We start from the raw sequence: 24836 nt of genomic DNA on the forward strand, positions 1-24836 counted from the left end.
TTATGTTTGGCCGAAGGCTTGTGTCATGATGATCCGACCGCAGGTTAGTCGTCCTCTTCCTATATGAATAGATCTTCCGCGTTGCTCCTTGCTTTTGTCTTCCTCAGCGGCTGCCAGGCCATGGCACCCGTGTCGCCGGACGGTACACCGCCGGTGGAAGACAGCACACCCGCCCCTGAAAAGCCCAAGGTTTATTCCTCGTTCAGTGAAGAAACGGTGTTCAGCCTGCTCAGTGCGGAACTGGCCGGCCAGCGCAATCGCTTCGATATTGCGCTGGATAACTACGTGACCCAGGCCATCAACACCCAGGATCCGGGAATTTCCGAGCGGGCGTTCCGCATTGCCGAGTACCTCGGGGCCGATCAGGCCGCGCTGGATACTTCGCTGATCTGGGCAAAGAACGCGCCGGACGATCTGGAAGCCCAGCGGGCAGCCGCCATTCAATTGGCGCGGGCCGGGCGTTATGACGACTCCATGGTCTATATGGAGAAAGTCCTGCAAGGCAAGGGCGACACCCATTTCGACTTCCTCGCGCTGTCGGCTGCCGACACCGACCAGGACACCCGCAATGGCCTGATGAAGAGTTTCGACCGCCTGCTGCAAAAACACCCGAAGAACAGTCAACTGATATTCGGCAAGGCCCTGCTGCTGCAACAGGATGATGAAGCCGAAGCCGCACTGAAGCTGCTGGAACAGAACCCGCCGGAAGACGGCGAGATCGCGCCGATTCTGCTGCGCGCGCGCCTGCTGCAGAACCTCAACCGCGGCAAGGAAGCGATTCCACTGCTGGAAAAAAGCATCAAGAAATACCCGGACGACAAGCGCCTGCGCCTGACTTACGCGCGCACGCTGGTGGAGCAGGACCGCATGGAGGACGCTAAAGTGCAGTTCGCCAACCTGCTCCAGCAATACCCCGATGACGATGAACTGCGTTACTCCCTGGCGCTGGTGTGCCTGGAAGCCAAGGCCTGGGACGAGGCCAAGGGTTACCTGGAAGAGCTGATCGAGCGCGAAAGCCATGTCGACTCGGCGCACCTGAACCTGGGTCGCATCGCTGAAGAGCGCAGCGACCCACAGGCCGCCCTGCTCGAATACGCACAGGTCGGCCCAGGCAACGACTACCTGCCGGCCCAACTGCGCCAGGCCGACATCCTGATGAGCAACGGGCGTACCGATGAGGCAGAAAAACGCCTGGCCGCTGCGCGGGATGCCGAACCGGACTACGCGATCCAGCTTTACCTGATCCAGGCCGAGACCTTGTCAGCCAATAATCAGGGCGAGCGCGCCTGGAAGGTGCTGCAACAGGCCTTGCTGCAATTCCCCGACGATTTGAACCTGCTGTATACCCGCGCCATGCAGGCGGAAAAACGCAATGACCTGGCGCAGATGGAAAAAGACCTGCGCCTGATCATCAAGCGCGACCCGGACAACGCCATGGCCCTGAATGCCCTGGGCTACACCTTGTCCGACCGCACCACGCGCTACGACGAAGCCAAGGCATTGATCGAGCAGGCGCACAAGCTCAACCCGGAAGACCCGGCGGTACTCGACAGCCTGGGTTGGGTGAACTATCGCCTGGGCAACCTCGACGAAGCCGAACGCTTGCTGCGCCAGGCCCTGGAGCGCTTCCCCGACCAGGAAGTCGCTGCACACCTGGGCGAGGTGCTGTGGGCCAATGGCAAGCAGCGCGAAGCCCGCCAGATCTGGGAAAAATTCCTCAAGGAACAACCCGAAAGCCCCATCCTGCGCGGCACCATCAAGCGCCTGACCGGATCCGAGACCCTTTAAGCTTATGTTCTTGCGCCACGTTATCGTTTTCAGCTTCATCGCCCTGCTCGCCGGTTGCGCGGGCTTCGGTGCCCGCGAATCCGTTGAGGGCCAGGGCAACCCGGCGCAATGGAAGCAGCACAAGGATCAGCTCGGCAGCATCGACGGCTGGCAGATCGAAGGCAAAGTCGGGGTCCGCGCACCGAAAGATTCCGGCAGCGGCACCTTGTTCTGGCTGCAACGCCAGGATTACTACGACATTCGCTTGTCCGGCCCCTTGGGGCGTGGCGCCGCGCGCCTGACCGGTCGCCCGGGACAAGTCAGCCTCGAAGTCGCCAACCAGGGTCGCTACGAGGCCACCTCGCCCGAAGCGCTGCTGGAAGAGCAGATTGGCTGGAAACTGCCTGTCTCGCACCTGGTGTGGTGGGTCCGCGGCTTGCCCGCGCCGGACAGCAAGAGCCGCCTGAGCCTCAACGGTGACAGTCGCCTGGCCACGCTGGAACAGGATGGCTGGCAGGTCGAGTACCTCAGCTACGTGGAACAGGGCGGTTATTGGCTGCCAGAGCGCATCAAGCTGCATGGCACCGACCTTGACGTCACGCTGGTGATCAAGGACTGGCAACCGCGCAAGTTGGGGCAATAACGTGGCCGTAGAAAGACTGACCCTGCCCTCGCCGGCCAAACTCAATCTGATGCTGCACATCCTCGGTCGCCGTGAAGACGGCTATCACGAGTTGCAGACGCTGTTTCAATTTCTCGACTACGGCGATGAGCTCACCTTCGCCCTGCGCGACGATGGCGTGATCCAGTTGCACACTGAATTCGAAGGCGTGCCCCACGACAGCAACCTGATCGTGAGGGCCGCGAAAAAACTCCAGGAGCAGTCCGGCTGTTCCCAGGGCATCGATATATGGATCGATAAGATTTTGCCCATGGGTGGCGGAATCGGTGGCGGCAGCTCGAATGCCGCGACCACACTGCTGGGTCTGAACCATCTGTGGCAACTGGGCTGGGACCATGATCGCCTGGCTGCGCTGGGCCTCACGCTGGGCGCCGACGTCCCGGTTTTCGTGCGTGGACACGCCGCTTTTGCTGAGGGTGTGGGGGAAAAACTCACCCCGGAATACCCCGAAGAGCCGTGGTATGTCGTGCTTGTCCCGCAAGTATCTGTAAGTACAGCAGAAATTTTTTCAGATCCGCTGTTGACACGTAACTCTCCTCCCATTAAAGTGCGCCCCGTTCCCAAGGGAAACAGTCGAAATGACTGCTTACCGGTTGTAGCAAGGCGTTATCCAGAGGTACGTAACGCTTTGAATTTGTTAGGTAAATTTACCGAAGCAAAATTAACCGGAACTGGAAGTTGTGTGTTTGGGGGCTTCCCAAGCAAAGCTGAAGCTGATAAAGTCTCGGCCCTTCTTACAGAGACCCTTACAGGGTTTGTAGCAAAGGGAAGCAACGTTTCGATGTTGCATCGCAAGCTGCAAAGTCTGCTCTAAAAGGAATCGAGTACTGGGTACTCGTTGCAACAGATACAGGGGCGTCGCCAAGCGGTAAGGCAGCAGGTTTTGATCCTGCCATGCGTTGGTTCGAATCCAGCCGCCCCTGCCATTTTCTAATACTCATCCAGGTTACCCTCAGCCTCTAGGTACTGCGCGTGTCCAAGATGATGGTCTTTACGGGGAACGCCAACCCCGATCTGGCTCGACGTGTCGTACGTCAGCTGCATATCCCTCTCGGTGACATCTCTGTCGGTAAATTCTCCGACGGCGAAATTACAGCCGAGATCAATGAAAACGTCCGCGGTAAAGACGTCTTCATTATCCAGCCGACCTGCGCTCCGACCAACGATAACCTGATGGAACTCGTCGTGATGGCTGATGCCTTCCGCCGCTCCTCAGCGACTCGAATCACAGCTGTAATCCCTTACTTTGGTTATGCCCGCCAGGATCGCCGTCCGCGTTCCGCACGTGTGGCTATCAGCGCGAAAGTCGTTGCTGACATGCTGACCGTGGTAGGTATCGACCGTGTGCTCACGGTTGACCTGCACGCTGACCAAATCCAGGGGTTCTTCGATATTCCGGTAGATAACATCTACGGCTCCCCCGTATTGGTGGATGACATCGAAGACCAGCGCTTTGAAAACCTGATGATCGTATCCCCGGACATTGGTGGCGTCGTGCGTGCACGGGCTGTTGCCAAATCCCTGGGTGTGGACCTCGGGATCATCGACAAACGCCGCGAGAAAGCCAATCACTCTGAAGTGATGCATATCATCGGTGATGTCGAAGGGCGTACCTGTATTCTGGTTGATGACATGGTCGACACCGCCGGCACCCTGTGCCACGCGGCCAAAGCCTTGAAAGAGCACGGTGCAGCTAAAGTCTTCGCCTACTGCACACACCCTGTGCTGTCGGGCCGAGCGATCGAGAACATCGAGAACTCCGTGCTGGACGAACTGGTGGTGACCAACACCATCCCGTTGTCCGCCGCTGCTCAAGCCTGTGCGCGTATCCGTCAACTGGATATCGCACCGGTAGTTGCCGAAGCGGTTCGCCGCATCAGCAATGAAGAATCGATCAGCGCGATGTTCCGCTAAGGGTCAAACCTTCGGAACACCTCACTGACGAAAAGCGCCCCGCCCCAGCATATTGTTGGGGCGGGGCTTTTTTGCCCATATCGCCTTTAGCGCTGGTCGCAAACGCTGGGGCGAATGTGGTTATTTTGGAGATACAACATGAACGATTTTACTCTGAATGCTGAAGTGCGTTCCGACCTGGGGAAAGGTGCGAGCCGCCGCCTGCGTCGTCTCGCAAGCCTGGTTCCAGCTGTAGTTTACGGTGGCGACAAAGCCCCTGAATCCATCAGCATGCTGGCTAAAGAAGTTGCCAAACTGCTCGAAAACGATGCGGCCTACAGCCATATCATCGAGCTGAACGTTGGTGGCAAAAAGCAGAACGTCATCATCAAGGCCCTGCAACGTCACCCAGCTAAAGGCCACGTGCTGCACGCTGACTTCGTACGCGTCGTAGCAGGTCAGAAACTGACCGCTATCGTACCTGTGCACTTCGTGGGTGAAGAAGCTCCGGTCAAGAAAGGCGGCGAAGTCTCGCACGTTGTTGCTGAAATCGAAGTGACCTGCCTGCCGAAAGACCTGCCTGAGTTCATCGAAGTCGACCTGTCGGCTCTGGAAATCGGCGACATCGTTCACCTGTCCGACCTCAAGGCCCCTAAAGGCGTTGAGTTCGTTGCACTGGCTCACGGTGATGACAAAGCTGTTGCAAACGTACACGCTCCACGCGTTGCTCCAGAAGCTGAAGAAGGCGCTGCAGAGTAATTCACTCTGTATTGCCGGAGCTTGAGGAAACATCGCGGACCGAAACGTAGCGAGAAAGCGGGCGATAACGCGAAGTTTATCTCTGGATAAGTTAGCTCCTGTCGTCCACTTTCGCCGCACTCAGGTCAGGCGATGTTATCCACAACTCCAAAGGAAGGGCCCCTGTCGTGACTGCCATTAAACTGATCGTTGGCCTGGGAAATCCAGGCGCCGAATACGAACAGACCCGGCATAACGCGGGGGCCCTTTTTGTTGAGCGCATCGCCCACGCACAAGGTGTAAACCTGGTGGCCGATCGCAAATATTTTGGCCTGACCGGACGCTTCTCGCATCAGGGTCAGGATGTTCGCCTGTTGATTCCCACCACCTACATGAACCGCAGCGGCCAGGCTGTCGCGGCGCTTGCGGGCTTCTTCCGGATCAAACCCGAGGAAATCCTGGTGGCCCATGACGAACTGGACCTGCCACCCGGCGTTGCCAAGCTCAAGCAAGGCGGCGGGCATGGTGGGCACAATGGCCTGCGCGACATCATCGCGCAGTTGGGCAATCAGAATACTTTTTACCGCCTGCGGCTCGGCATTGGCCACCCAGGCGTCGCCAGTATGGTTTCAAATTTCGTCCTGGGTCGTGCGCCACGCGCCGAACAGGAAAAACTCGATGCCAGCATCGACTTTGCCCTCGGCGTGCTGCCGGATATCTTCGCCGGTGAATGGAACCGCGCGATGAAAAACCTGCACAGCCAGAAGGCCTGACTTTTTTCCGAGGGGAAACACCATGGGATTCAATTGCGGCATCGTCGGCCTGCCCAACGTCGGCAAATCCACCTTGTTCAACGCTTTGACCAAGTCCGGTATTGCGGCGGAGAACTTCCCCTTCTGCACCATCGAACCCAACAGCGGCATCGTGCCGATGCCCGATCCGCGCCTGGACGCACTGGCGGCCATCGTCAATCCCAAGCGCATCCTGCCGACCACCATGGAGTTCGTCGACATCGCAGGCCTGGTAGCCGGCGCGTCGAAAGGTGAAGGCCTGGGCAACAAGTTCCTGGCCAACATCCGTGAAACCGATGCCATCGCCCATGTGGTCCGCTGCTTTGAAGACGAGAACGTGATTCACGTCTCCAACAGCGTCGACCCGAAACGCGACATCGAGATCATCGACCTGGAACTGATCTTCGCCGACCTCGACAGCTGCGAGAAGCAACTGCAGAAAGTCGCGCGCAACGCCAAAGGCGGCGACAAGGACGCAGTGGTCCAGAAAGGCCTGCTGGAACAGTTGATCGCGCACTTCACCCTGGGCAAGCCGGCACGCAGCCTGATGAAGACCATGGGCGCTGACGAGAAGGCCGTGGTCAAGGGTTTCCACCTGCTGACCACCAAGCCTGTGATGTACATCGCCAACGTCGCTGAAGACGGCTTCGAGAACAACCCTTTGCTCGACGTGGTCAAGGCTATTGCCGACGAAGAAGGCGCTATCGTGGTGCCGGTGTGCAACAAGATCGAAGCGGAAATCGCCGAGCTGGATGACGGCGAAGAGAAAGACATGTTCCTTGAGGCCCTGGGCCTGGAAGAACCTGGCCTGAACCGCGTGATCCGCGCCGGCTACGAAATGCTCAACCTGCAGACCTACTTCACCGCCGGTGTCGAAGAAGTCCGCGCCTGGACCGTAAAAGTCGGCGCCACTGCGCCACAGGCTGCCGGTGTGATCCACACCGACTTTGAAAAAGGCTTTATCCGCGCTGAAGTGATCGCCTACAACGACTTTATCCAGTTCAAGGGTGAGGCCGGTGCCAAGGAAGCGGGTAAATGGCGTTTGGAAGGTAAGGAATACATTGTTAAAGATGGCGATGTGATGCACTTCCGCTTTAACGTGTAAACGCTACCTGCGAAGTCTACGACAAATAAAAAAGCCGATGCACTGCATCGGCTTTTTTTGGGGTGAAACTTCCTAACATAGGACAAGCATCGTTCACACTTCACTACCAGACTTCCCCTACTTACCCCCCCGCCTTTAATGCAGCCAGGCAGTTGCACAATTTAACCTCAATAATGCCGGGATTTTCCTACATTATTCCGGCCCACACTTACGTCAATATCCCAGTATAAGTTCTATACCCTCATTCCTGATTGACGAGCATAGACTGTCCTCTCAACACTGAAGTCGAGCGATAATGAAGAACTCTTCGATGTCGGTCTCCACCCTTGGAGAAAATGAAAAAGATACTTCACTCTTCGAAGACACGGATATTGAAAACACACTGAGCAGCACGGCCCCCCTCAATATAGACATACTGTTGCTGGGAGAAACCGGCACTGGCAAAGATACCCTGGCGCAGCGGGTTCACCGCCTATCGACACGGCGGGGCAATTTTGTCGCGGTCAATTGTGCGGCTATTCCTGATAGCCTCGCCGAAAGCCAATTGTTCGGCGTCAACAGCGGTGCCTATACCGGCGCCATCCAGTCCCGTGCCGGTTTTATCGAGGCAGCCCATCTCGGCACCCTGTACCTCGATGAGATCGATAGCATGCCGTTGAACCTGCAAGCCAAACTGCTGCGCGCGCTGGAGTCGCGGGGGGTGGAGCGCCTGGGCTCAACCCGCTTCATCCCGGTGGACATGCGTGTGATCGCGTCTGCCCAACAATCGCTCCACCAGATGGTCGAACTCGGAACCTTCAGGCGCGACCTGTACTTCCGTCTGAATGTCGTCAACATCCAGCTTCCAGCCTTGCGTGATCGGCGAGAGCACATCATCCCGCTGTTCCTGGAGATGATTCAGCAGGAAGCCCACCGGTTCAAACGCACTGCCCCGCCGCCCACCGACGGGCTGCTGCAACAACTGCTGTGCCACACCTGGCAGGGTAATGTTCGGGAGTTACGTTCTACGGCCAAGAGGTTCGTGCTGGGCCTGCCACCGTTTTCAACCTCGGTGAGCGAGCTGCAGGATGCCCAGGTGAGCCTTAAGACACGCCTGCAGCACATTGAAAAAGCCTTGATTGAAGAGTCGCTGCACCGCCACCTGTATTGCGTGGATACCGTGGCGGTTGAATTGGGTATGGCAAAACGCACGCTGTACTACAGGATGAAGAAATTGGACATTCCACTGTCCTGAAGACAAAGGGAACTGTTAAATATTCAGTAAATTCCATCCATCCAACTCAAAAACCACATATATAGAAACAAATAGCCACAAACCTATTTGGAACGGTTTAGCCCCATGAGCCACCTACTCACAGCCTGGTTCAAGTTACAAAAAGTTCCAGACATCCACGAAGCTTGACTCATGACAAGTGAATCAACGTTCAAAACATCAAGATCGGAGTCTTATTATGGCTGGTATATCCGCTAGTAATTTGTACGATTCAAACAAATACACCCCCCCTTTGCTCGATGGTGCCAATCAGGGAGCTAGAGGTGGTGGTGCTGCTGAGGGAGCCTCTGATCTCGCAGATGCAGTCGCAAAAGAAACTTTCGAAAAGACTATGGAGGGAAGGAGGAAGGCAGGCTTGTATGCCGCGGCTAAAGAAATCCGCGCCTAACAGGACCACCTCCTTGGCTCATTAGCCGGGGAGGTACCATATGAGCTTAAATCGCAAATGCGGCATTCGCCATTATCACCAACCTGCTTCAGCCCCCCATACCGCAGGCCCTACATGCAGATAGAAGCATTTGATTTTTCAACGCTGAATAAGCGTCGCGGAGGCATTGATGTTACACAGAAAAACTCAATATCCAGCACGGATGTAAGTTTCTTCGCGTCAATGCTCGAAGGCTCGAAAGCCAGCACGCCTGCCGTCGCCCCCCCTGCTGTATTAGCCATGCTGGCGGAGCATTCAAGTTATATCGAAAATAAAAAAATCCGCCTCGCGCGGGCGCTGAAATCATCAAGTAAAGGCATGGACTCTGAAAAATTCAGAGAGTACCCGCGCGAACTCTCTAATGTGGCGCTCACTACCCAACTGTTAGTAAAGAGCCTTGGCAAGACAAGCCAATGCATCGACAAAATCTGTAACATGCAATAGTGAACATGATTAAATCCCTGCCCGCCGCCCTGCTTTTTATTCTTGTATGCACGTTAAACGGTTGCAGCGACCGCGTTGAACTTCATCGGCAACTTTCTGAGCAAGAAGCCAATGAGGTGGTCGCGGAATTGGCAGATAAACATATTCGCGCCCAAAAAATCCCGGCCAAAGACGGTGTCGTCGTGGCGGTCAACGCCACCGATATTGGACGCGCCGTACGTACATTGGAAGCCGCAGGGCTACCTAGAATGGCGCGGACGACGCTGGGCGATACCTTTCGCAAGGAAGGGGTTATTTCTACCCCACTGGAAGAACGGGCACGCTACATCTATGCCTTGTCCCAAGAGCTAGAAGCCACCTTGTCCAACATTGACGGGGTGATTATTGCCCGGGTACACGTGGTATTGCCGGAACGCATCGCGCCAGGGGAACCGGTCCAGCCTGCATCCGCATCAGTCTTCATTAAGCATGACCCACGCCTGGACCCCGATAATATCCGCGCACGCGTTCGCAGGATGGTAGCGAGCAGCATTCCAGGCATGACCACAGCCGTGGATAACCTGCAGAAACTCAGCGTGATCTTTGTGCCTGCTGCCACTTATCAGGAGCAGCAACGGCTGGTTTATTTCGGCCCGTTCCTGGTGCCCAGCGATGATCTCGGTTTTTGGCGAGGTAGCGTTATCGCGGCACTTCTCGGCGTGTTGTCATCCGTGGCCGGTACACTGTTCCTGCTCAATCGACGTCAGCCTCTTCTGCGAGGGCCGCAAGTAGCGCAGGAACCGATTGGCCCAGCTCATGACGCCTAGATTCGATCATTCAATGAGTGAACGCCTGGCCTGGGCTGAATGGTGGGCGTTTCCCTGGGAGCACGCTCACGAGGACTGGAGAGGTGACAAGTACACTTCAATTAGCGTGCTTTATCACAGCAGACGTTCCGCCCCGGATGGTCTCACAGGCATTGCCGCGTGCTTGCCTCCGGCCCCCCACCCCACCGTACTTCGCCTGGCCCTCGCATCCACGGAGCAACTGAACCTGGCGCTGACACTGGTTCACGGCACGTTCAATCCCGAGGCCGCGCCGCCGTTGAGCGAAAGTCAGCATCTGTGGTGCATGCGTTTGTCCAAGGCGCTGCCCCCTACCATGCTGTCGCCCGATGCTGATCCGCTGCAATTGCTTTCCAGCTGGATAGAACCCGATACGTGGCAGCGCCTTCGATTGCGGTTCCCCCGGAACCGCGTATGTGCGGTTGAGAAAAGTAATATCTCACTCGAAAACTCAAGCAGCCGACTGAACACGCTCTGGCAAGCCGTAGTCTGGCGCGTGACGACATCGGCAAATGCCCCTCTGTCCCTTGACTCGAACGCGTAAGGAAAACAGAGATGTTATGTCGATACACCGTTGAATTGCCCAGGGATGCTTCGGGATTGTCACGTTGCCTGATCCCCCGGGAGGAGCTTGCAAACTGGGAGCACGCCAACCAGCTCATCAGCCACGCCAAGGCACAGGCCGATGAACTGATAAACCAGACAGAGAGACAGTGCGAACTTCTGCTGGAAAAGGCGTCCCTGGATGTCTGGCAACGTGCAGACGCCCAATTCAAACGCTGGGAACGTGACCGTCAAGCGATGTGTGACAACCTGGAGGAGTACGCAACATCGATCACCAACCAAGCAATTAGACGCCTGCTTGGCGAAACGGTAGCCCCTCAGCGGCTGTCAGCCCTGCTGAAGCAATTGCTGGCGGACCAGATTCAGGAGATCGACGCGGCTCTTCTCTGTCACCCCCAAGACTTTGAGGAGGTAAAACAGTATCTCGCCCATCACAAAGCCACGCTCTGGAAGCTTCACCACGACGAAACAATCCCTGCTCAGACACTTGTATTGAAAACCGACGAGGGTGATTTCCGTATCAGCTGGAATTCAATGCTCGATGCCTTTTTCAATCATGGGAGAGACTACCGGATAGACATTTAATTGCATCCGCTTTGCATTACCGACAACGAGCCTTGACAAAATCTTATTAACCCATGCACCTCCACATAATAAAGAGGGTAACTAATGAGTATTTTCAACAATCTTCCAGAGGAGCTTTCTAAAAACGCCAAAAATGCCCACAGACTTTATAAACAGCACTGGGCCCTCACATCTCAAGAGCAGGCTGATGCAAAGTTATTTTATGAGCTTGCAGTAAAGAGCACCGTGTCCCAGATGGCATATCTGGAACATACGCGTGTTTCGCATATGTTGCTCAAAAGCACTTTTGAAAGTTTCCAATAATATGCAAGCGTTAGTCCGTGATTGGTTAATCAGCGGCAAAGAACAACTCCGTTTGTTTGAGGGCGATGACGAAATCATGCTGAATCGTCAGGGAGACGCTTTGGTGCTGAGTGTTCAACTGACCTTGACTCGCCCAGACACCGCCACCTTGCAGCGCTGGATGTGCCTGGGCGCTGCCAGCCTGAATCACTTCCATGGCGCACTGGCTCAAAAAGCGGACAGCGGTGAGCTGTGGTTGATCCAGAAACTGCCAGGTGGGCAGGGAGAGGCATACGTACTCGGCTACCTTGAAGCCCTGCTGAACCAACGCGACACCTGGCGCGCCACAGTCGTGCGCCTTGCTCGCCCCCCCCAAAACCTCAAACCCACCTCACTACGCTCACTGTCGTACTAACCAGAGAACCGGCAATGCATAACAAGAACCACGAGCACAGTCGCTTACGCCGTGCTTCGCCCAAGGGATTTCCCTGGCGTAACGCTATCCTGCTTTCCTGGCTGCTGATTCCAGCAGGGAACACACTGGCGGCCATCCCCCCCGAGTGGAAAAACACCGCCTACGCTTATGAAGCTGAACATAAGCCCCTCCGGGAAGTGCTGGAGGATTTCGCCCAGACCTTTGGGACACAACTACATATCGAGGGCCTGCTGGAAGGCAACGTAAACGGCAAGATTCGCGCCAATACCCCGCAGTCGATGCTCGACCGGCTGGGGGTAGAACACCGTTTCCAATGGTACCTGTACAACAACACCCTCTATATCAGCACGCTGGACCAGCAAGACTCGGCGCGCCTGGAGGTTTCTTCCGAGACCATTGCCGACCTTAAGCAAGCGCTCACCGATATTGGCCTGCTCGATAGCCGTTTCGGTTGGGGCGAGTTACCCGAGGACGGCGTGGTACTGGTTTCGGGCCCTCGACGCTATATCGAGCAGATCAAACAGTTCAGTACCCAGCGCCGCTCTCCGGATGAAAAGCAGAGCGTGCTGAGTTTCCCGCTTAAATTCGCCAATGCGACGGATCGTCAAGTGGATTACCGCGGCGAGAAGCTCACTATTCCGGGGGTGGCCAGCATTCTGCGTGGATTGCTGGAGCCGCGTTCCAATTCGACCCTCAACAGTCTGAACCAACCCTCCCCGTCACAGCCTGCGCCGCTCGTACCGAACATTCCCCGATTGAGCAACCCCTTACTGGGGCAGATGCTGGGTACAAACGTTAACACCGGGCCGTTGGATCCGCTCCCGACACTCACCTCGCGAGCCCCGGTCTCACCCAGCAGGGTTCGCGTCGAAGCCGATGTACGCAATAACACTGTGCTGATCTATGACCTGCCTGAGCGGCAGGGCATGTATCGAGAGTTGATCACTCAACTCGATGTCGCGCGCAAACTGGTGGAAATCGACGCGATCATTCTCGATATCGAGCGCACGCAATTGCGAGAGTTCGGGGTGAACTGGGGGTTTCAGAACAGCCGATTCCGTGGCGGCGTCAATATGGCACCGGGCACCTCTTCGCAGGTGTCGATTGAGAACCGTGAGCGCTTCTACGCAGATATACGCGCGCTGGAAGCCAAGGGGCTGGCAAGCATGGTCTCCAACCCCTCGGTGCTCACCCTGGAAAACCAACCGGCGGTCATCGACTTCAACCGCACCCAGTACCTGACCCCCGGCCGGGAGAATGCAACCATTTTACCGGTCACCGTGGGCACCAGCTTCCAGGTGGTCCCCCGTGTCATCACCAGCCGTGGCAGCCACCAGATCCATTTGGCGGTGGATATCGAAGATGGCAATTTCAACGAAACCAACCCCACTCCCGGCAACCTCGATGTACGCCGAGGCAAGGTCAGCACCCAGGCCGTCATGGCGGAAAAGCGCTCACTGGTGGTCGGTGGTTTCCACGTCACCGAAAGCAGCGACAAGCGCAACAAAGTCCCCCTATTGGGTGATATCCCGCTACTGGGCAAGGCGCTGTTTTCCTCGACAGAACGGCAGAACAATCGACGTGAACGCCTGTTCATCCTCACGCCGCGCGTCATCGGTGACCAGGCCGATCCGTCGCGCTACCTGCCCCAGGCCGACCAGGTCGAATTGCAGGCAGCCCTCGCACCGTTGGCGCGGCGCTACAGCCCTCACCAGCCGGTAATCAAGCGCAGCGACATCATCAGTACCCTGGCGCACATGGTTAGCGGGAAAGTGCCCAAGGCCTTCAAGGCGGCACCAATGCCCCTGGGGCTGGACAGTTTGTGCAGCACCCGCGACTTGCTCGCGCTGAACACCGAACGCAGCCAATGGTATGCGGCACCGGACTACAACGTAGCGGTAGTGGTCCTGCGCAACCAGGTCAAACGCCACGTGCGTATCGACGAAAAGGAATGCAGCAACTCGCAGACCCTGGCCGTCAGCGTGTGGCCGCGCGCCTGGCTCAAGCCGGGTGAAGAAGCCGAGGTGTTTATCGCCATGCGCCCGGTGGTGAAGGACGAACACCTCAGCGTGCCCCGCCCCTCCTTGATTACTCCTGCTCAGAAGGCCACGCCATGAAACACCGCTTATTGTGCGTCACCCTGATCGCAACGGCACTGCTTGTCGCCGGCTGCACGCCCACCTGCAAGGGCGACTCCTGCTCACGCCCACAATCGAGCAAGGACAAGATGGTGATCTGGTGGCCACCGCAGATGCGTGCCGAGCCTGGTCCCGCCGGGGAACGTGCGGATTACCAGACTATCTCGCTGGAACGATGAGCCGCCAGGAAATGCCCGACAATCAACGCCAGGTATTTCTGGACAATCTGGTGAGTGGCGCTGCCGCTCACCTGATGCTCGCTCCCGGTATCAAAGCGTGTGCACTGCACGCCGGCAAACGCCCGGGCATGGCCTTGCACGTCGCTCGTTCAGCATTACAGGCTGGGCAGTTGCAGCAGGTATTGGAGCGGCGCTTTGAGCTTGCCGTGGTGTTCGATGGTTGTTTTATCTACCTGGACGCGCAGGATGCCTTGGTAATCTGGCACGCGCTGCCGGCTGCAAACGATGCGCTCGACGGAATCCTCAGCCGGATGCTTTCCCTGGCCAATCTCCAAGCCCTGGACACACGCGCCACCTGCTGATCAGCGACGTTCCAACTCAGGCAATTCCAGCGTTTCGCGCTTGGCTTCATCATCAAGCTCACGCAAGGTGCGATAGATCAGTGCCACAGCCTGCAAGGATTCGCGGGGAATGCTTGCTCCCAACGCTTTGGTATAGAGCAAGCGAGCCAGCCATACGCATTGGATGACCGGCACCTCGGCGGCCTTCGCCTGCGCAATCAACTGGCGGGCGACGGCATCCGTACCTTTGCTGATCAGCAGCGGAAGCGGCGTCTTGCCCGGGCGGTAATACAGGGCAACAGCAAAGTGGGTCGGGTTGACTACCAGCATGTCGGCTTCCTCCAGCTTGGGCAGCTTGACCTTCGGTTCCTCCTGGGCCAATTGCTGCGCCAGCGCGCGGCGCTGGCCCTTCACATGCGGGTCGCCTTCCATATCCTTGTACTCTTTGACGACCTCGACCTGGGTCATGCGCATGCGCTTGGCGAAGAAGTACTTCTGCAAGGTGAAATCGATAACCGCCAGTACCAGTAACAATGCAAGACAGGCATGCAGCAGATAGCGGAACAGGGCGATCAATGCCAGGAGGTAACTTTGCAGATCGCTGTTGGCCAGGTTGATCAACGTCCCAAGAGAGGGCCAGACCACCAGGAATACGATCAGCCCCAAAAGAAACGCCTTGGCGATGCTCATCAACAGATTCATCAGCGACTGGGCAGAAAAGAATTGTTTAAATTGGCTGATCGGGTTGAGGCGATTGAAATCGAGCTTCAGTGCCTCGGGTGCAAACAGCAATCCGAACTGCATCCAACTGGCGATCAGCTTCATAGCAATCGCCACACCGGCCATCAGCAGGCCGAATGAGAAGAACACCACCAGGCCTTCAATCAGCACTTCTTCCAACGCCCGTACAAAGGGCTGGTCCAGGCGTGAGATCGGCAACACCATCAATTGCTGGAAACGTTGCAAGCTGGTATCGGCGGTGAACAAGGCGATCTCGCTGATGGCCGCCAGCACCATCAACTTGGCCACATCCTGACTTTGAGCGACCTGGCCTTTCTGGCGCTGGTCACGCAGCTTCTTGGCTGACGCCGGGTGCTTTTTTTCCCCCGAGTCACTCATGGCATCGGAGCCTTGAATAAAAGGCCCAGCGAGTGCTTCAGGTCACTCAGCTGGCTCATACTCCCCACGATCAAGTCCTGCAGCAGCGCAAAATACAACAGCAGAATACCGATCCCCGCCAGGCACTTGACCGGTGGCGCCAGCGTACTCACCTGTAGCTGCTGACTGTAGACCCCCAGCAGTGCGATGCCGAACTCCAGCAACAGCAGCACCGCGATAAAGGGAGCAGCGTAGAGCATCATATGGGTGAAGGTATCGCCCAGCAGGCCGACAAATACGCTCATGCCATCAGCCGCCGGGAGTGGGAACCATACGGTGGGTGGCCAAATCAGGTAACTGTCCCAGATCACCTGAGTCAACGCGCCTAACCCCAGGGTGACCATCAATAGAAAAATCGCCAATTGCTTGAACAAATGCCCTATCGGCGTCGCATCCGGCCCCAGTGAAGGATTGAGCTGACCACCGGCCAAGGCTCCGCGCTGGTTATCGAGCAAAGCCCCCACCGACTCGAACAGCCAGAACGGCATCGCAAGCAACATCCCCAGCAACACTCCCAGCGCCAACTCCTTGAGCGCCAATGCAGCGAGCACAAACGCTGAGTAATCCTGCTCCGTCAACGCAGCATGAATACCCGGCGCGGGCATCAGCGCCATGACCATCACAAGGATGTGCCGGAGCATGCCGCGTATATGCTGGAAACAGAACGCCGCCACGAGTATTCCGCACGGGTAGATTCGCGCCATGCCGATCATCAGACTGGGAAGGAAATCAAGATAAGCCAACACGGGCGAGGCCTCAGTTCCGGGCCGAGCGGCCAATCATCTCGAAGGTCAAGTTGATCAGTTGGATCAACTCCACGCCAATCCAGCGCCCCGTCAGGATCAACGTAACCCCTACCGCCACCAGCTTGATGCCAAAAGGCAGCGTCTGGTCCTGTATCTGCATCAATGCTTGCACCAGAGACACCATCACCCCCACCACCACCGCCACAATCAATGGCGGTGCCGACAGCACCACCACCAGCAACATGCCCTGCTTGAACAGCACAATCGGGTCCATACGCCACTCAGAGATAGGAAAGGAACAAGCTGTCGAGCAACCGTGACCAACCCGACACCAATACGAACAACAGCAATTTGAGCGGCAGGGAAATGGTCATCGGCGAGACCATCTGCATGCCCAGCGCCAGCAGCAGGTTGGAAACAATCAGGTCGATCACGATGAAGGGGATATAGATCAAGAAGCCGATCTCGAACCCTGCCTGCAGCTGGGACAACACGAAAGCCGGAATCACCAGGATCAGATCTTCGCGTTGCACCTCCTGCGCCATTTGTGGAGGCCAGAGGCGCGTGGTGTTTTCCAGCAGATGCGTCAATATATCCGGGTCCACATTGCGCAGCATGAATGCGCGTAACGGTGTGATGGCCTCATTGCCCGTCTGCAGAAACGTTTGCACGTTACTCATGTCCAGTGGCGATGCCTTGACGCTCTCGGCGATCTCATAGCCCACTGGTGCCATGATGAACAGCGTGGCCGCCAACGCGATGCCATTGATGGCCATGCTGGGCGGTACCTGCTGCACACCTATGGCGTTGCGGGTGATCATCAGCACGATGACGATCTTCAAGAACGATGTGCAGACGATCAGCAGCATGGGCATCAGCGATAATGCCCCCAGGAATACCGCCAGAATGAGGGGGTCTATCCCCTGCAAACTCATCGGCCGAACATCACGCGAGACAACTGCAACCCCAGGCGCCCATCGACTTCCACCAACTGCCCCTGGCCAATCGGCCGATCGCCGTAATACAGGCCGGCCATGCCGGGAGCGTAACCGCTAATGCCCAACACCGAACCGGGCGCGAGGTTACGCAGTTCGCCCAAGGTAAGGTTCAGCGTTCCACAACGCACATTCAGCGCCATGCTCAACTCATCGAATGGTTCGTGGCCAAATACATCCACGACCGGTTCATCATCCTCATGCTCCGAGTAATGGGGCGCTGCAAAATTTTCGTCCACAGACGAGTCCTCGATAGAAGTAAGCGTCAGGCACAACGGCCCGGTGTCATCGTCAATGCGGCCATGCAAACGTTGCCTGCCAACCTGCACGTAGCCGCTGCCTTGGGCGGAAAAAAAATACGGGCCGAGCACCAGCACATCACCGGTACGCAGGCTGCGCACCTGCGCAATCGGTAACTGCACGCGGCCCAGGGTCACGGCGATTGCCAGTTGAAACGGCGTCGGCAAAGCTGCCGCAGTGGCGCGCCAAGACCCTGCCTCACACAAGGCCAGGAAACTTTGGGGGGTCAACCATAGGTAGCCTTCAACCCGGGACGCCCCCTGGGTCACACTGAGCCGGCAGCCAAATCCCTTGGGGCGATCCGTTTCCAGCAAGCGCACATAACCCAGCAGCGCCCGCACCTGGGGACTCATGTGGTACTGGTACAAGGCCCAGAACCAGGAGTCCGGATCGTTGCCAACCTGGGACAGGGTCACCGGGCACTCCCCCATCAAACTGAGCAACGGCCCTGCTTCTACAAGCGCCAGCACGCCACACACCGTCTCAAAGCACAAAGCCTTGCCGCCAGCTGGGGCACGCCCGGGCTCAATCAGCAACTCGCCGGCCTGCCCGGCCACCGTGAACGGCAGGCGCAGGCCGCGCCCCAATCGACGGCGCGCGGCAACCGTATCGCTATTAATCAAGGGAAAGGTCAGCGCCGGCATCAGCATGCGCAACCGACGCTGGGCATAAGCAAGTTCACCGGCAGCCCCAGCGCTCCCGCGAATCGACCCTCGCACTGTTGGCGTACACCGCAAAGCCAGCGCGCCGTAGCGTCCTGCTCTGCCTCCAGCTCGATCGTCCAGGCGCCCTGCTCGCGGCGCACGCTGGCGTTGATCCGCCCCAGGCGAGGCAAGTACAGCACCGCCTGCAACGGCCACTGCGACGCAGCCTGCACACGAGGCGCCAGTTGCTCGGCAAGCGCCTCGATCAGGGCTATACCGGCGGACGCCTGTTTGCCCGACAAGGCAGTCCCCGCACCAGCGCCGCCATCGTCTCCAGTAAAAAATTGAGTGAATAATCGCCCGAGTTCCATGGACACGGCTGTCGTGGCCCCCGGCTCACGCTCCTCCCGCGGCTCGCGCTGGCGCGGACGCTCAGTGGGTTTATTTGAAACCTGGGTCATGTCGGCTCCCGAGCCAGTAAGAGGGATAACTCCTGGAGTTTTTCCACCTGCCGCAGGCACTCCGTGACGTGTTTCTGGGCACTGCCAACCCGACTTTCGCTTTCCCCCTGCTGTCCCCGCAATGCCTCCAACTGGCCTATCTCCCGCTGAGTACTGGCAGATAGGGAGCGCTCCTGCGCGCCCCAGGATTTCAAGGCCTTCAGGCTCAGCACCTGCCCCTGATGCTGACTGAGCAATTCAGCACTTTGCCGAGCCTCCTCCTGCCGAGTCTGCTCAAGCACATCCTTAGCCTGCTGGATATCCACGAGCAGGGCCTGCTGGGCGCGCTTGGCCTCACGCAGGGCACGCTCGGCGCGGTCAGCCCTGTGCCTGCGCAGGCGCCGCAGCGTCTCGACCTCGCCGAGAAGCACATCAGAATGGGACATGGGCGGTCAGCTCCTTAAGTTGCTCCAGCGTCGTCAACATCGGCGTAGGCTCACGCAGGTCCTGACGCAGGAACCCGTCGACCGCCTGACGGCTATCCACCGCCAGATCGGTCAGGGCATCGCTGCCGGGTTGATACTCCCCCAGCTTGAGCATCAGCTCGATCTGTTGGTACGCCGACAACAACCGTCGCAATGCAGTACCCGCCTGGATGTCCTCCGGCTCCGCGACGTTGCTCAAGATCCGAGAAAGACTTGCCAACACATCCACCGCCGGGTAGTGCCCACGCTCGGCAAGCTTGCGGGACAGCACGATATGCCCATCGAGCAGCGAGCGAACTTCATCGGCCACCGGATCGTTCATGGAGTCCTGCTCAATCAGCACCGTATAGATCGCGGTGATCACACCGTCACGCGTCAACCCGGCGCGCTCCACCAGTCGTGGCAGCAGGCTGTATACCGAAGGAGGCAAACCTCCGCGCCCCAGGGGTTCGCCGGCAGCCAGGCCGATCTCACGCTGGGCCCGGGCGAAACGGGTCAAGGAGTCAATCAGCAGCAATACCCGCTGCCCCTTGCGCCGAAAGCCTTCGGCCAATGCCGTGGCCGTGAACGCGGCTCGGGCGCGCTCCATGCTGGAGCGATCGGAGGTGGCGCACACCAGTACCGCCTTGGCGCGCAACTGGTCATCGAGCTCATGGTCGAGAAACTCACGCAGCTCCCGCCCCCGCTCGCCGATCAGGCCGAACACGATGACATCGCACTCGACGTTACGCGCGATCTCGGCCAGCAGGGTGGTCTTGCCACAACCGGCCCCGGCGAACAGGCCTACACGCTGCCCCTCGCCAATCGTCATCAGGCCATCGATCGAACGCACGCCGGTGGCCAGTGCACGGTTAATCCTCGGCCGCTCGGTGGGCAACGGCGCTTCACACAACACCGCACTGGTATCCGGTAAGTCAGCCTCGACAAACGCACTCACGCCCTGCCCCGTAATCGGCCGTCCGAAGCCATCCAGCACCTGGCCCAACAGGGCCTCGCTGACCTGGACTCGATGCGATACCCCAAGGCGCTCCACTCCAGCGCCTACCCGCACGCCTTCCAAATTACCCAAGGCACTGAGCACCGCATCCTGCTGATCGAAGCCGATGATCTCGGCGAGCATGTAGTCGCCCGGACTTTTTTCCACCTGGCACAAATCGCCGATACGCGCCTGGGGTAGCCGGCACTGCAGCAGCATGCCGTTGACGCGCTGGATTCGGCCACGCATCGTCACCGGTGCAAAGGTGCTCAGTGACTGGGCTTGACGCTGTTGCCAGGCGTCCAGACGAGCTTGCAGTTCCGCACTCACCAGCGCACCTCGTAACGCTGCGCACCATCAAAAACCACTTTGCCGTTGTCGATCAGCACCAGCCGCAGCCCTTCCACTTCGTCGCCCACAAACAGTCGGCTGCCTTCTTCCAGGACCACGTGACCATTCGGCCCGCCGACGATTTGCACAATCCTGAATGGCAGTGTGCCGTCGCGCACACGCACACGGCTGATCACCGGCACCGAGCTGTCGAATTGCTCGCCAAAACGGCTGAGCATGCGCGCTACCAGCTCCACCTCGTCCTGTGAGACTTCTCCGTTGAGCGCCACCTGGTCATTGATCACTTGCAAGGTGACCCGCTGACTCAACTCACGCTCGCTGAGCATCTTCAACAACTGCTGGCGTACTTCAAAAGACGAAGCCAATTCCTGTTTCTGCACCGCGGGCGGCATCAGCGAAGCCTGCGCCTCACGCTCCCCAGTGGAGACCATGCCCACTGCCACAATGATTACCGTCACCACCAGCACCAGACTGATCAGGCGCTTCTGCTGGGAGGGCGAGATTGACGATAACGTCATCGCCTGCGCAGGCACATCGGCCGGTAGCGGCACTACCGGCGCTACCGGCGCAGGGGCTGCGGGTTGAGGCCAGGGTTGCTCGGCCAAGGTCACGCACAGCCGCACCCCCCCCACTGTAAATGGCACGTTCAGTTCAAGTCTGGCGATCTGCGCCAGTACCTGGCCTTCGGGGTCTCGCAACAGTCCGGCTTCGGCCTGCACCAACCAGTTGGCGTCGATAAACCGCAGGCACGCATGCTGCTCGACGACTCCCGGATCGTTCAACATCAGGTCAGCGTCCGCGTGCGCACCAATACTCCACCGCTCCCCAAATAACGGCAACGCTGCGCCCTGGCGCAGCCCATCAAGCACCCTTAACTCAAACATCATCGCAATCTCCACGCTGGCCATGGCCGAATACTCATGCCACCGCACCACGCATCAGCTCGTCCTGGCCCAGGTCAATGCGCCCCAGCACCTTGACCTTGGAAGAGCTCCCCAACTCGGCAAACGACAGCACCGGGACATGGTTGAACTCTTCCAGCAGCAAGGTACGCAAGGGACTTCGCAGGTCCTGCGCCACCAACAGCACACTTTTGCTCTTGGCTCTTAAGGTAAAGGCCTGGTTGAGCAGGCTGATCAACGCAGCGCTGTGCTCATCGTCAAGCGCAAAAAACACCCCGGTCTGGGTCTGTCGCAATGCCTCACGCAGGATGTTTTCAGAGTGCGGTGACAGCAGCCAGGCATGGAGGCCGTCGGCCTCGCTGTACTGATGGAAAATCTGCGCCTTGAGCGCAATACGCGCGTAGTCGGCCAATGCTTCCGGCTCACGCTCATGCTGGCCATACTCGATCAGCGATTCGACAATCAGCCGTACGGCCCGCAGCGGCACGCCCTCGCTGGCCAGGCGTTGCAACACCGACGAAAAGCGCGACAGCGGCATGATTCGTTGCAGTTCCTGCACCAGTTCCGGCTGGTTGTGCTCCAGCCAGCTGAGGATCGACTTGCTCTCCTGGATCCCCAGGAACTGCGGTCCGCTGAGCATCATGGCCTGCTTCATGCGTTCGATGATCAGACTGGTCGCGGTAAAGCGTTCCAATTGCGGGTCATCGAGCAGTGGATCATCCGGTGCCAGCCAGACCCAGTCCTGTTCATCACGCTCAGCCAGCCCGGCTATTCCATGCTCGGGCTCGACCGTCAAGGCGTTACGCTCAACGGCCAGATAGTTGACAACCGAGGCCTTGACCATCGGCACTTCATGCACACAAAAACGCATTTCGTCGGCGGCCAGCGAGTCATCGAGTTCGACTTCGAAGGGCGGCAGGGTCAGGCCGATATTGGCAACCAGTGCATTTCGGGACTGGCGAATCCCATGAATAAGCTCCGTCACCTCAGGCGTCCCACGCAAAACCGGGGGGAACAGCAACAGGTAAGGGCGCGACGGATCAAACCCGCGCAAGTCCTCTTTTCCGTTCTCTTCGGGACGCACGGCTTCGGCGACTGCGGCCGCGGGCTCTGCCTGTCGCTGACGCTGGCGCATCAGGTAATACCCAAGGCTGCCGGTTATCAGCGAAATAAGGATAAATACCCCGGTCGGCATACCGGGCACTATCGCAAACGCGAGCATGCCCACCGAAGCGATGACCCAGCTCTTGGGCTCGCTGGTCATTTGCCGGGCAATTTCGGCGCCCATGTTACTGATGCCCTTACGCCCCTCCGGCGCCACGCGGGTGATGATCATGCCGGCGGTCAGGGAGATCAGCAGCGCCGGAATTTGTGCAATCAGGCCATCGCCGATAGTCAGCACCGAATACAACGCCATTGAATCAGCAGCGCTCAATCCGTGCTGGAACATGCCCGTAGAGAAGCCGCCCAACAGGTTGACCACGACGATGATCAACCCCGCGATAGCGTCGCCCTTGACGAACTTCATGGCCCCGTCCATCGCGCCGAACAACTGGCTCTCACGGGACAACTGCTCGCGCTTGTCCCGCGCTTGTGTGCCGTCAATCAGGCCGGCACGCAAGTCACTGTCGATGGACATCTGCTTGCCCGGCATCGCGTCCAGGCTGAACCGCGCCGCAACCTCGGCAACCCGTTCCGAGCCTTTGGTGATCACCAGGAAGTTAACCAGGGTCAGGATCAGGAAAATCACCATCCCCACCGCCAGGTTGCCCCCCACCACGAAATTACCGAAGGCCTCGACGATGTCACCCGCATCCTGCTCCAGCAGGATCAGACGCGTGGTTGCAATCGACAGGGCCAGTCGAAACATGGTGGTCAACAGCAGGATCGAGGGGAACGAAGAAAACGCCAGGGGGCCCGGCAGGTAAAGCGCAAGCACGATCAACAGGCACGAAATGCAGATATTGAGGGCGATCAGAATATCCACCAGCCAGGTGGGCAACGGCACGATAAAGATGAATACGATGGCCATGACCACCACGGCGCCCAGCACCTCGGCGCGTTGTGCCACTTTGAGCAACCCACGGTTGATGGCCGACAGAGCGGTCACGTCATCAGCCTCGGTTCACCGGCATACCGTGTGGGTCCACGCAAGGTGCGGTCCAGTTCATCGATCACCGTCAGCAGGACCTGCAGGGTTTCCAGGCGTATTCGCTTTTCGGACCACAATGCCAGGGGAAATTGCTGAAACAGAGGGTAAAGGGCATTGAGGGACATCAGTTGACGGTCAAGCGGACCGCCTCCCAGTTCGTCCCCCAACCGCAGCAATTCATCGACAGCGATACCGGTACCGGCATACCCCAGCAGGCGTTGCAACAAGCTCACGGCGTTATGCTCGATACTCAAGCGCTGGATCAGCTTCTGACAACCGCCCAATACGCTGCTCAACTGCCCGCAATCCCGCAGGCCCAGCAGCAAAGTGCGCAACAGGGGTGTGGGCATTGACGACACGGAGGCCGCAATGTCATCCGCCAAAGCCTTACGCATCACCTTGAGCCCGACGTGGAACTGCTCACCACCGTATACACCCAGCAAAGCCTGCATCATCGTCGACAGGGACTGGCGCGTGACCACACTGGCATAGTAGAGCACACGCAGTGCCTGGCGCTCCTGCGGGTCGACCCCGGCCGACTGCAATGCCAAGGCAATGTTCAGGCCGGCCTGGATCTCCCCTTTGAAACGAGCCTCAAGCTTGGCAATTGCATCGCGCGCCAACGTAGTGTCGGACGGGCGGCCCTCGCTGTCTGCCTTGGCCACCACATGCTTGAGCACCACGAACGCGCGCGCCGGGTCTCCGTCCGCAAGCTTCAGCAATTTTTCGACAGTAGGTCTGTCCTGCAATTGCTGCCTGAAGAGCAGTGAAAGGAAAGCCAGCGTTTTCTTGGCCGGATGGCCCAACTGATCATAAAGTTGCACAAGCTGCTCGGCCGGGAGCACGCGTACCGCCATCTTCCGTTCGCTCAGCGCCCGGCTGTTGAGCTCCACCTCCTGACCAAACAGATGTGCAAGCTCATCGATACCCTTCGCGGATGCGTGCACTTGCGCTGAGGCATGGCTGACAACCGCTTCACCCTCAGAGGGGTGGGTTCGCACATCGTTACGAGGGTCAGTTGTTTTACGGGATACTTGTTCCATGGACACGCCAGTACAGGAAGAGTGTTTCCCTGTGTGGCAACGTCTCCCCATGCAGTTCCATCAAAATCCGTGCTCACTACGAATTTGAAAAAACTTGCAAAAGCCTGCAGCGCCCCATGCAAATCACTGCATAAAAATCCACCAGCTAAAAATATTTATATATGTAAATCATATA

The 24836-nt window shown here is 58.1% G+C and carries 28 protein-coding genes and 1 tRNA gene; 18 read left to right on the top strand and 11 right to left on the bottom strand.

Features of this window, described 5'->3' with window-relative positions; genetic code table 11:
- Positions 1-63 precede the first annotated feature (63 nt).
- From BM416_RS18985 to BM416_RS19070, 18 genes are all read left to right on the top strand, one after another.
- Positions 64-1788, top strand: a complete 1725-nt coding sequence (locus tag BM416_RS18985) for a tetratricopeptide repeat protein (protein ID WP_092489034.1) — start codon at positions 64-66, stop codon at positions 1786-1788.
- A 4-nt stretch (positions 1789-1792) separates the two neighbouring features.
- Entirely contained in the window at positions 1793-2410 is a 618-nt protein-coding gene (lolB, locus tag BM416_RS18990) for a lipoprotein insertase outer membrane protein LolB (RefSeq protein WP_027606887.1), read from the top strand.
- A gap of 49 nt (positions 2411-2459) precedes the next feature.
- On the top strand, positions 2460-3263 hold the full coding sequence (ispE, locus tag BM416_RS18995) for a 4-(cytidine 5'-diphospho)-2-C-methyl-D-erythritol kinase (protein ID WP_205885421.1): 804 nt from the start codon (positions 2460-2462) through the stop codon (positions 3261-3263).
- A gap of 37 nt (positions 3264-3300) precedes the next feature.
- Positions 3301-3375, top strand: a tRNA-Gln gene (locus BM416_RS19000).
- Between the two features lie 46 nt (positions 3376-3421).
- Positions 3422-4363, top strand: a complete 942-nt coding sequence (locus tag BM416_RS19005) for a ribose-phosphate pyrophosphokinase (RefSeq protein ID WP_003171603.1) — start codon at positions 3422-3424, stop codon at positions 4361-4363.
- Positions 4364-4501: 138 nt separating this feature from the next.
- Entirely contained in the window at positions 4502-5101 is a 600-nt protein-coding gene (locus tag BM416_RS19010) for a 50S ribosomal protein L25/general stress protein Ctc (RefSeq protein WP_053131856.1), read from the top strand.
- A gap of 167 nt (positions 5102-5268) precedes the next feature.
- Positions 5269-5853, top strand: a complete 585-nt coding sequence (gene pth / locus BM416_RS19015) for an aminoacyl-tRNA hydrolase (RefSeq protein WP_003208389.1) — start codon at positions 5269-5271, stop codon at positions 5851-5853.
- A 22-nt stretch (positions 5854-5875) separates the two neighbouring features.
- On the top strand, positions 5876-6976 hold the full coding sequence (gene ychF / locus BM416_RS19020) for a redox-regulated ATPase YchF (protein ID WP_027606890.1): 1101 nt from the start codon (positions 5876-5878) through the stop codon (positions 6974-6976).
- A gap of 310 nt (positions 6977-7286) precedes the next feature.
- A complete protein-coding gene (locus tag BM416_RS19025) occupies positions 7287-8210 on the top strand; it encodes a sigma 54-interacting transcriptional regulator (protein ID WP_092489036.1) in 924 nt (307 codons plus the stop codon).
- A gap of 541 nt (positions 8211-8751) precedes the next feature.
- The gene (locus tag BM416_RS19030; RefSeq protein WP_092489037.1) at positions 8752-9120 is read left to right on the top strand and encodes an EscI/YscI/HrpB family type III secretion system inner rod protein; all 369 of its coding nucleotides are present in this window, start codon (positions 8752-8754) and stop codon (positions 9118-9120) included.
- A 5-nt stretch (positions 9121-9125) separates the two neighbouring features.
- Positions 9126-9926 (top strand): type III secretion system inner membrane ring lipoprotein SctJ, encoded by an 801-nt coding sequence (gene sctJ, locus BM416_RS19035; protein WP_065924027.1) that lies wholly within the window; start codon positions 9126-9128, stop codon positions 9924-9926.
- Positions 9927-9939: 13 nt separating this feature from the next.
- A complete protein-coding gene (locus BM416_RS19040; RefSeq protein ID WP_092489087.1) occupies positions 9940-10488 on the top strand; it encodes a type III secretion protein in 549 nt (182 codons plus the stop codon).
- An 11-nt stretch (positions 10489-10499) separates the two neighbouring features.
- Positions 10500-11093 carry a type III secretion system stator protein SctL gene (gene sctL / locus BM416_RS19045; RefSeq protein ID WP_092489038.1) on the top strand — a complete coding sequence of 198 codons (594 nt, stop codon included), beginning with the start codon at positions 10500-10502 and terminating at the stop codon, positions 11091-11093.
- Between the two features lie 84 nt (positions 11094-11177).
- Positions 11178-11396, top strand: coding sequence for a hypothetical protein (locus BM416_RS19050; protein ID WP_092489039.1), 219 nt, complete (start codon positions 11178-11180; stop codon positions 11394-11396).
- 1 nt (position 11397) lies between these two features.
- Positions 11398-11790, top strand: a complete 393-nt coding sequence (locus tag BM416_RS19055; RefSeq protein WP_092489040.1) for a type III secretion protein — start codon at positions 11398-11400, stop codon at positions 11788-11790.
- 14 nt (positions 11791-11804) lie between these two features.
- Complete coding sequence (sctC, locus tag BM416_RS19060; protein ID WP_092489041.1) at positions 11805-13928, top strand: type III secretion system outer membrane ring subunit SctC; 2124 nt, start codon at positions 11805-11807, stop codon at positions 13926-13928.
- Positions 13925-14128 (top strand): HrpT family type III secretion system protein, encoded by a 204-nt coding sequence (gene hrpT, locus BM416_RS19065; RefSeq protein WP_065924022.1) that lies wholly within the window; start codon positions 13925-13927, stop codon positions 14126-14128. Before sctC ends, hrpT begins: the two co-directional genes overlap by 4 nt.
- 11 nt (positions 14129-14139) lie before the next feature.
- Positions 14140-14490, top strand: a complete 351-nt coding sequence (locus BM416_RS19070; RefSeq protein ID WP_092489088.1) for a transcriptional regulator — start codon at positions 14140-14142, stop codon at positions 14488-14490.
- Here the strand turns inward: BM416_RS19070 and sctU are convergent, their stop codons facing one another.
- Genes sctU through sctW form a run of 11 tightly spaced genes read right to left on the bottom strand, consistent with a single transcriptional unit; the run spans position 14491 to position 24661 of the window.
- Positions 14491-15588 (bottom strand): type III secretion system export apparatus subunit SctU, encoded by a 1098-nt coding sequence (gene sctU / locus BM416_RS19075; protein ID WP_092489042.1) that lies wholly within the window; start codon positions 15586-15588, stop codon positions 14491-14493. It abuts the gene before it with no gap.
- Positions 15585-16373 (bottom strand): type III secretion system export apparatus subunit SctT, encoded by a 789-nt coding sequence (gene sctT, locus BM416_RS19080; protein WP_092489043.1) that lies wholly within the window; start codon positions 16371-16373, stop codon positions 15585-15587. The genes sctU and sctT overlap by 4 nt, the downstream gene beginning before the upstream one ends.
- 10 nt (positions 16374-16383) lie before the next feature.
- Positions 16384-16647: a type III secretion system export apparatus subunit SctS gene (gene sctS / locus BM416_RS19085; RefSeq protein WP_092489044.1), complete on the bottom strand. Its 264-nt coding sequence runs from the start codon at positions 16645-16647 to the stop codon at positions 16384-16386.
- Positions 16648-16654: 7 nt separating this feature from the next.
- Positions 16655-17308, bottom strand: coding sequence for a type III secretion system export apparatus subunit SctR (sctR, locus tag BM416_RS19090; RefSeq protein ID WP_065924019.1), 654 nt, complete (start codon positions 17306-17308; stop codon positions 16655-16657).
- The gene (locus BM416_RS19095; RefSeq protein WP_092489045.1) at positions 17305-18318 is read right to left on the bottom strand and encodes a FliM/FliN family flagellar motor switch protein; all 1014 of its coding nucleotides are present in this window, start codon (positions 18316-18318) and stop codon (positions 17305-17307) included. The genes sctR and BM416_RS19095 overlap by 4 nt, the downstream gene beginning before the upstream one ends.
- Entirely contained in the window at positions 18312-18773 is a 462-nt protein-coding gene (locus tag BM416_RS19100) for a type III secretion system HrpP C-terminal domain-containing protein (RefSeq protein ID WP_065924017.1), read from the bottom strand. Before BM416_RS19100 ends, BM416_RS19095 begins: the two co-directional genes overlap by 7 nt.
- Complete coding sequence (locus BM416_RS19105; protein ID WP_092489046.1) at positions 18770-19198, bottom strand: type III secretion system stalk subunit SctO; 429 nt, start codon at positions 19196-19198, stop codon at positions 18770-18772. The genes BM416_RS19100 and BM416_RS19105 overlap by 4 nt, the downstream gene beginning before the upstream one ends.
- Positions 19185-20543 carry a FliI/YscN family ATPase gene (locus BM416_RS19110; protein WP_092489047.1) on the bottom strand — a complete coding sequence of 453 codons (1359 nt, stop codon included), beginning with the start codon at positions 20541-20543 and terminating at the stop codon, positions 19185-19187. The genes BM416_RS19105 and BM416_RS19110 overlap by 14 nt, the downstream gene beginning before the upstream one ends.
- Complete coding sequence (locus BM416_RS19115; RefSeq protein ID WP_092489089.1) at positions 20540-21448, bottom strand: FHA domain-containing protein; 909 nt, start codon at positions 21446-21448, stop codon at positions 20540-20542. Before BM416_RS19115 ends, BM416_RS19110 begins: the two co-directional genes overlap by 4 nt.
- Positions 21449-21482: 34 nt before the next feature.
- Positions 21483-23576: a type III secretion system export apparatus subunit SctV gene (sctV, locus tag BM416_RS19120; RefSeq protein ID WP_092489048.1), complete on the bottom strand. Its 2094-nt coding sequence runs from the start codon at positions 23574-23576 to the stop codon at positions 21483-21485.
- A complete protein-coding gene (gene sctW / locus BM416_RS19125) occupies positions 23573-24661 on the bottom strand; it encodes a type III secretion system gatekeeper subunit SctW (RefSeq protein WP_175539083.1) in 1089 nt (362 codons plus the stop codon). The genes sctV and sctW overlap by 4 nt, the downstream gene beginning before the upstream one ends.
- Between the last annotated feature and the right edge of the window lie 175 nt (positions 24662-24836).

The sequence above is a fragment of the Pseudomonas sp. NFACC42-2 genome (assembly GCF_900116055.1).
In the GTDB taxonomy this organism is placed as follows: domain Bacteria; phylum Pseudomonadota; class Gammaproteobacteria; order Pseudomonadales; family Pseudomonadaceae; genus Aquipseudomonas; species Aquipseudomonas marginalis.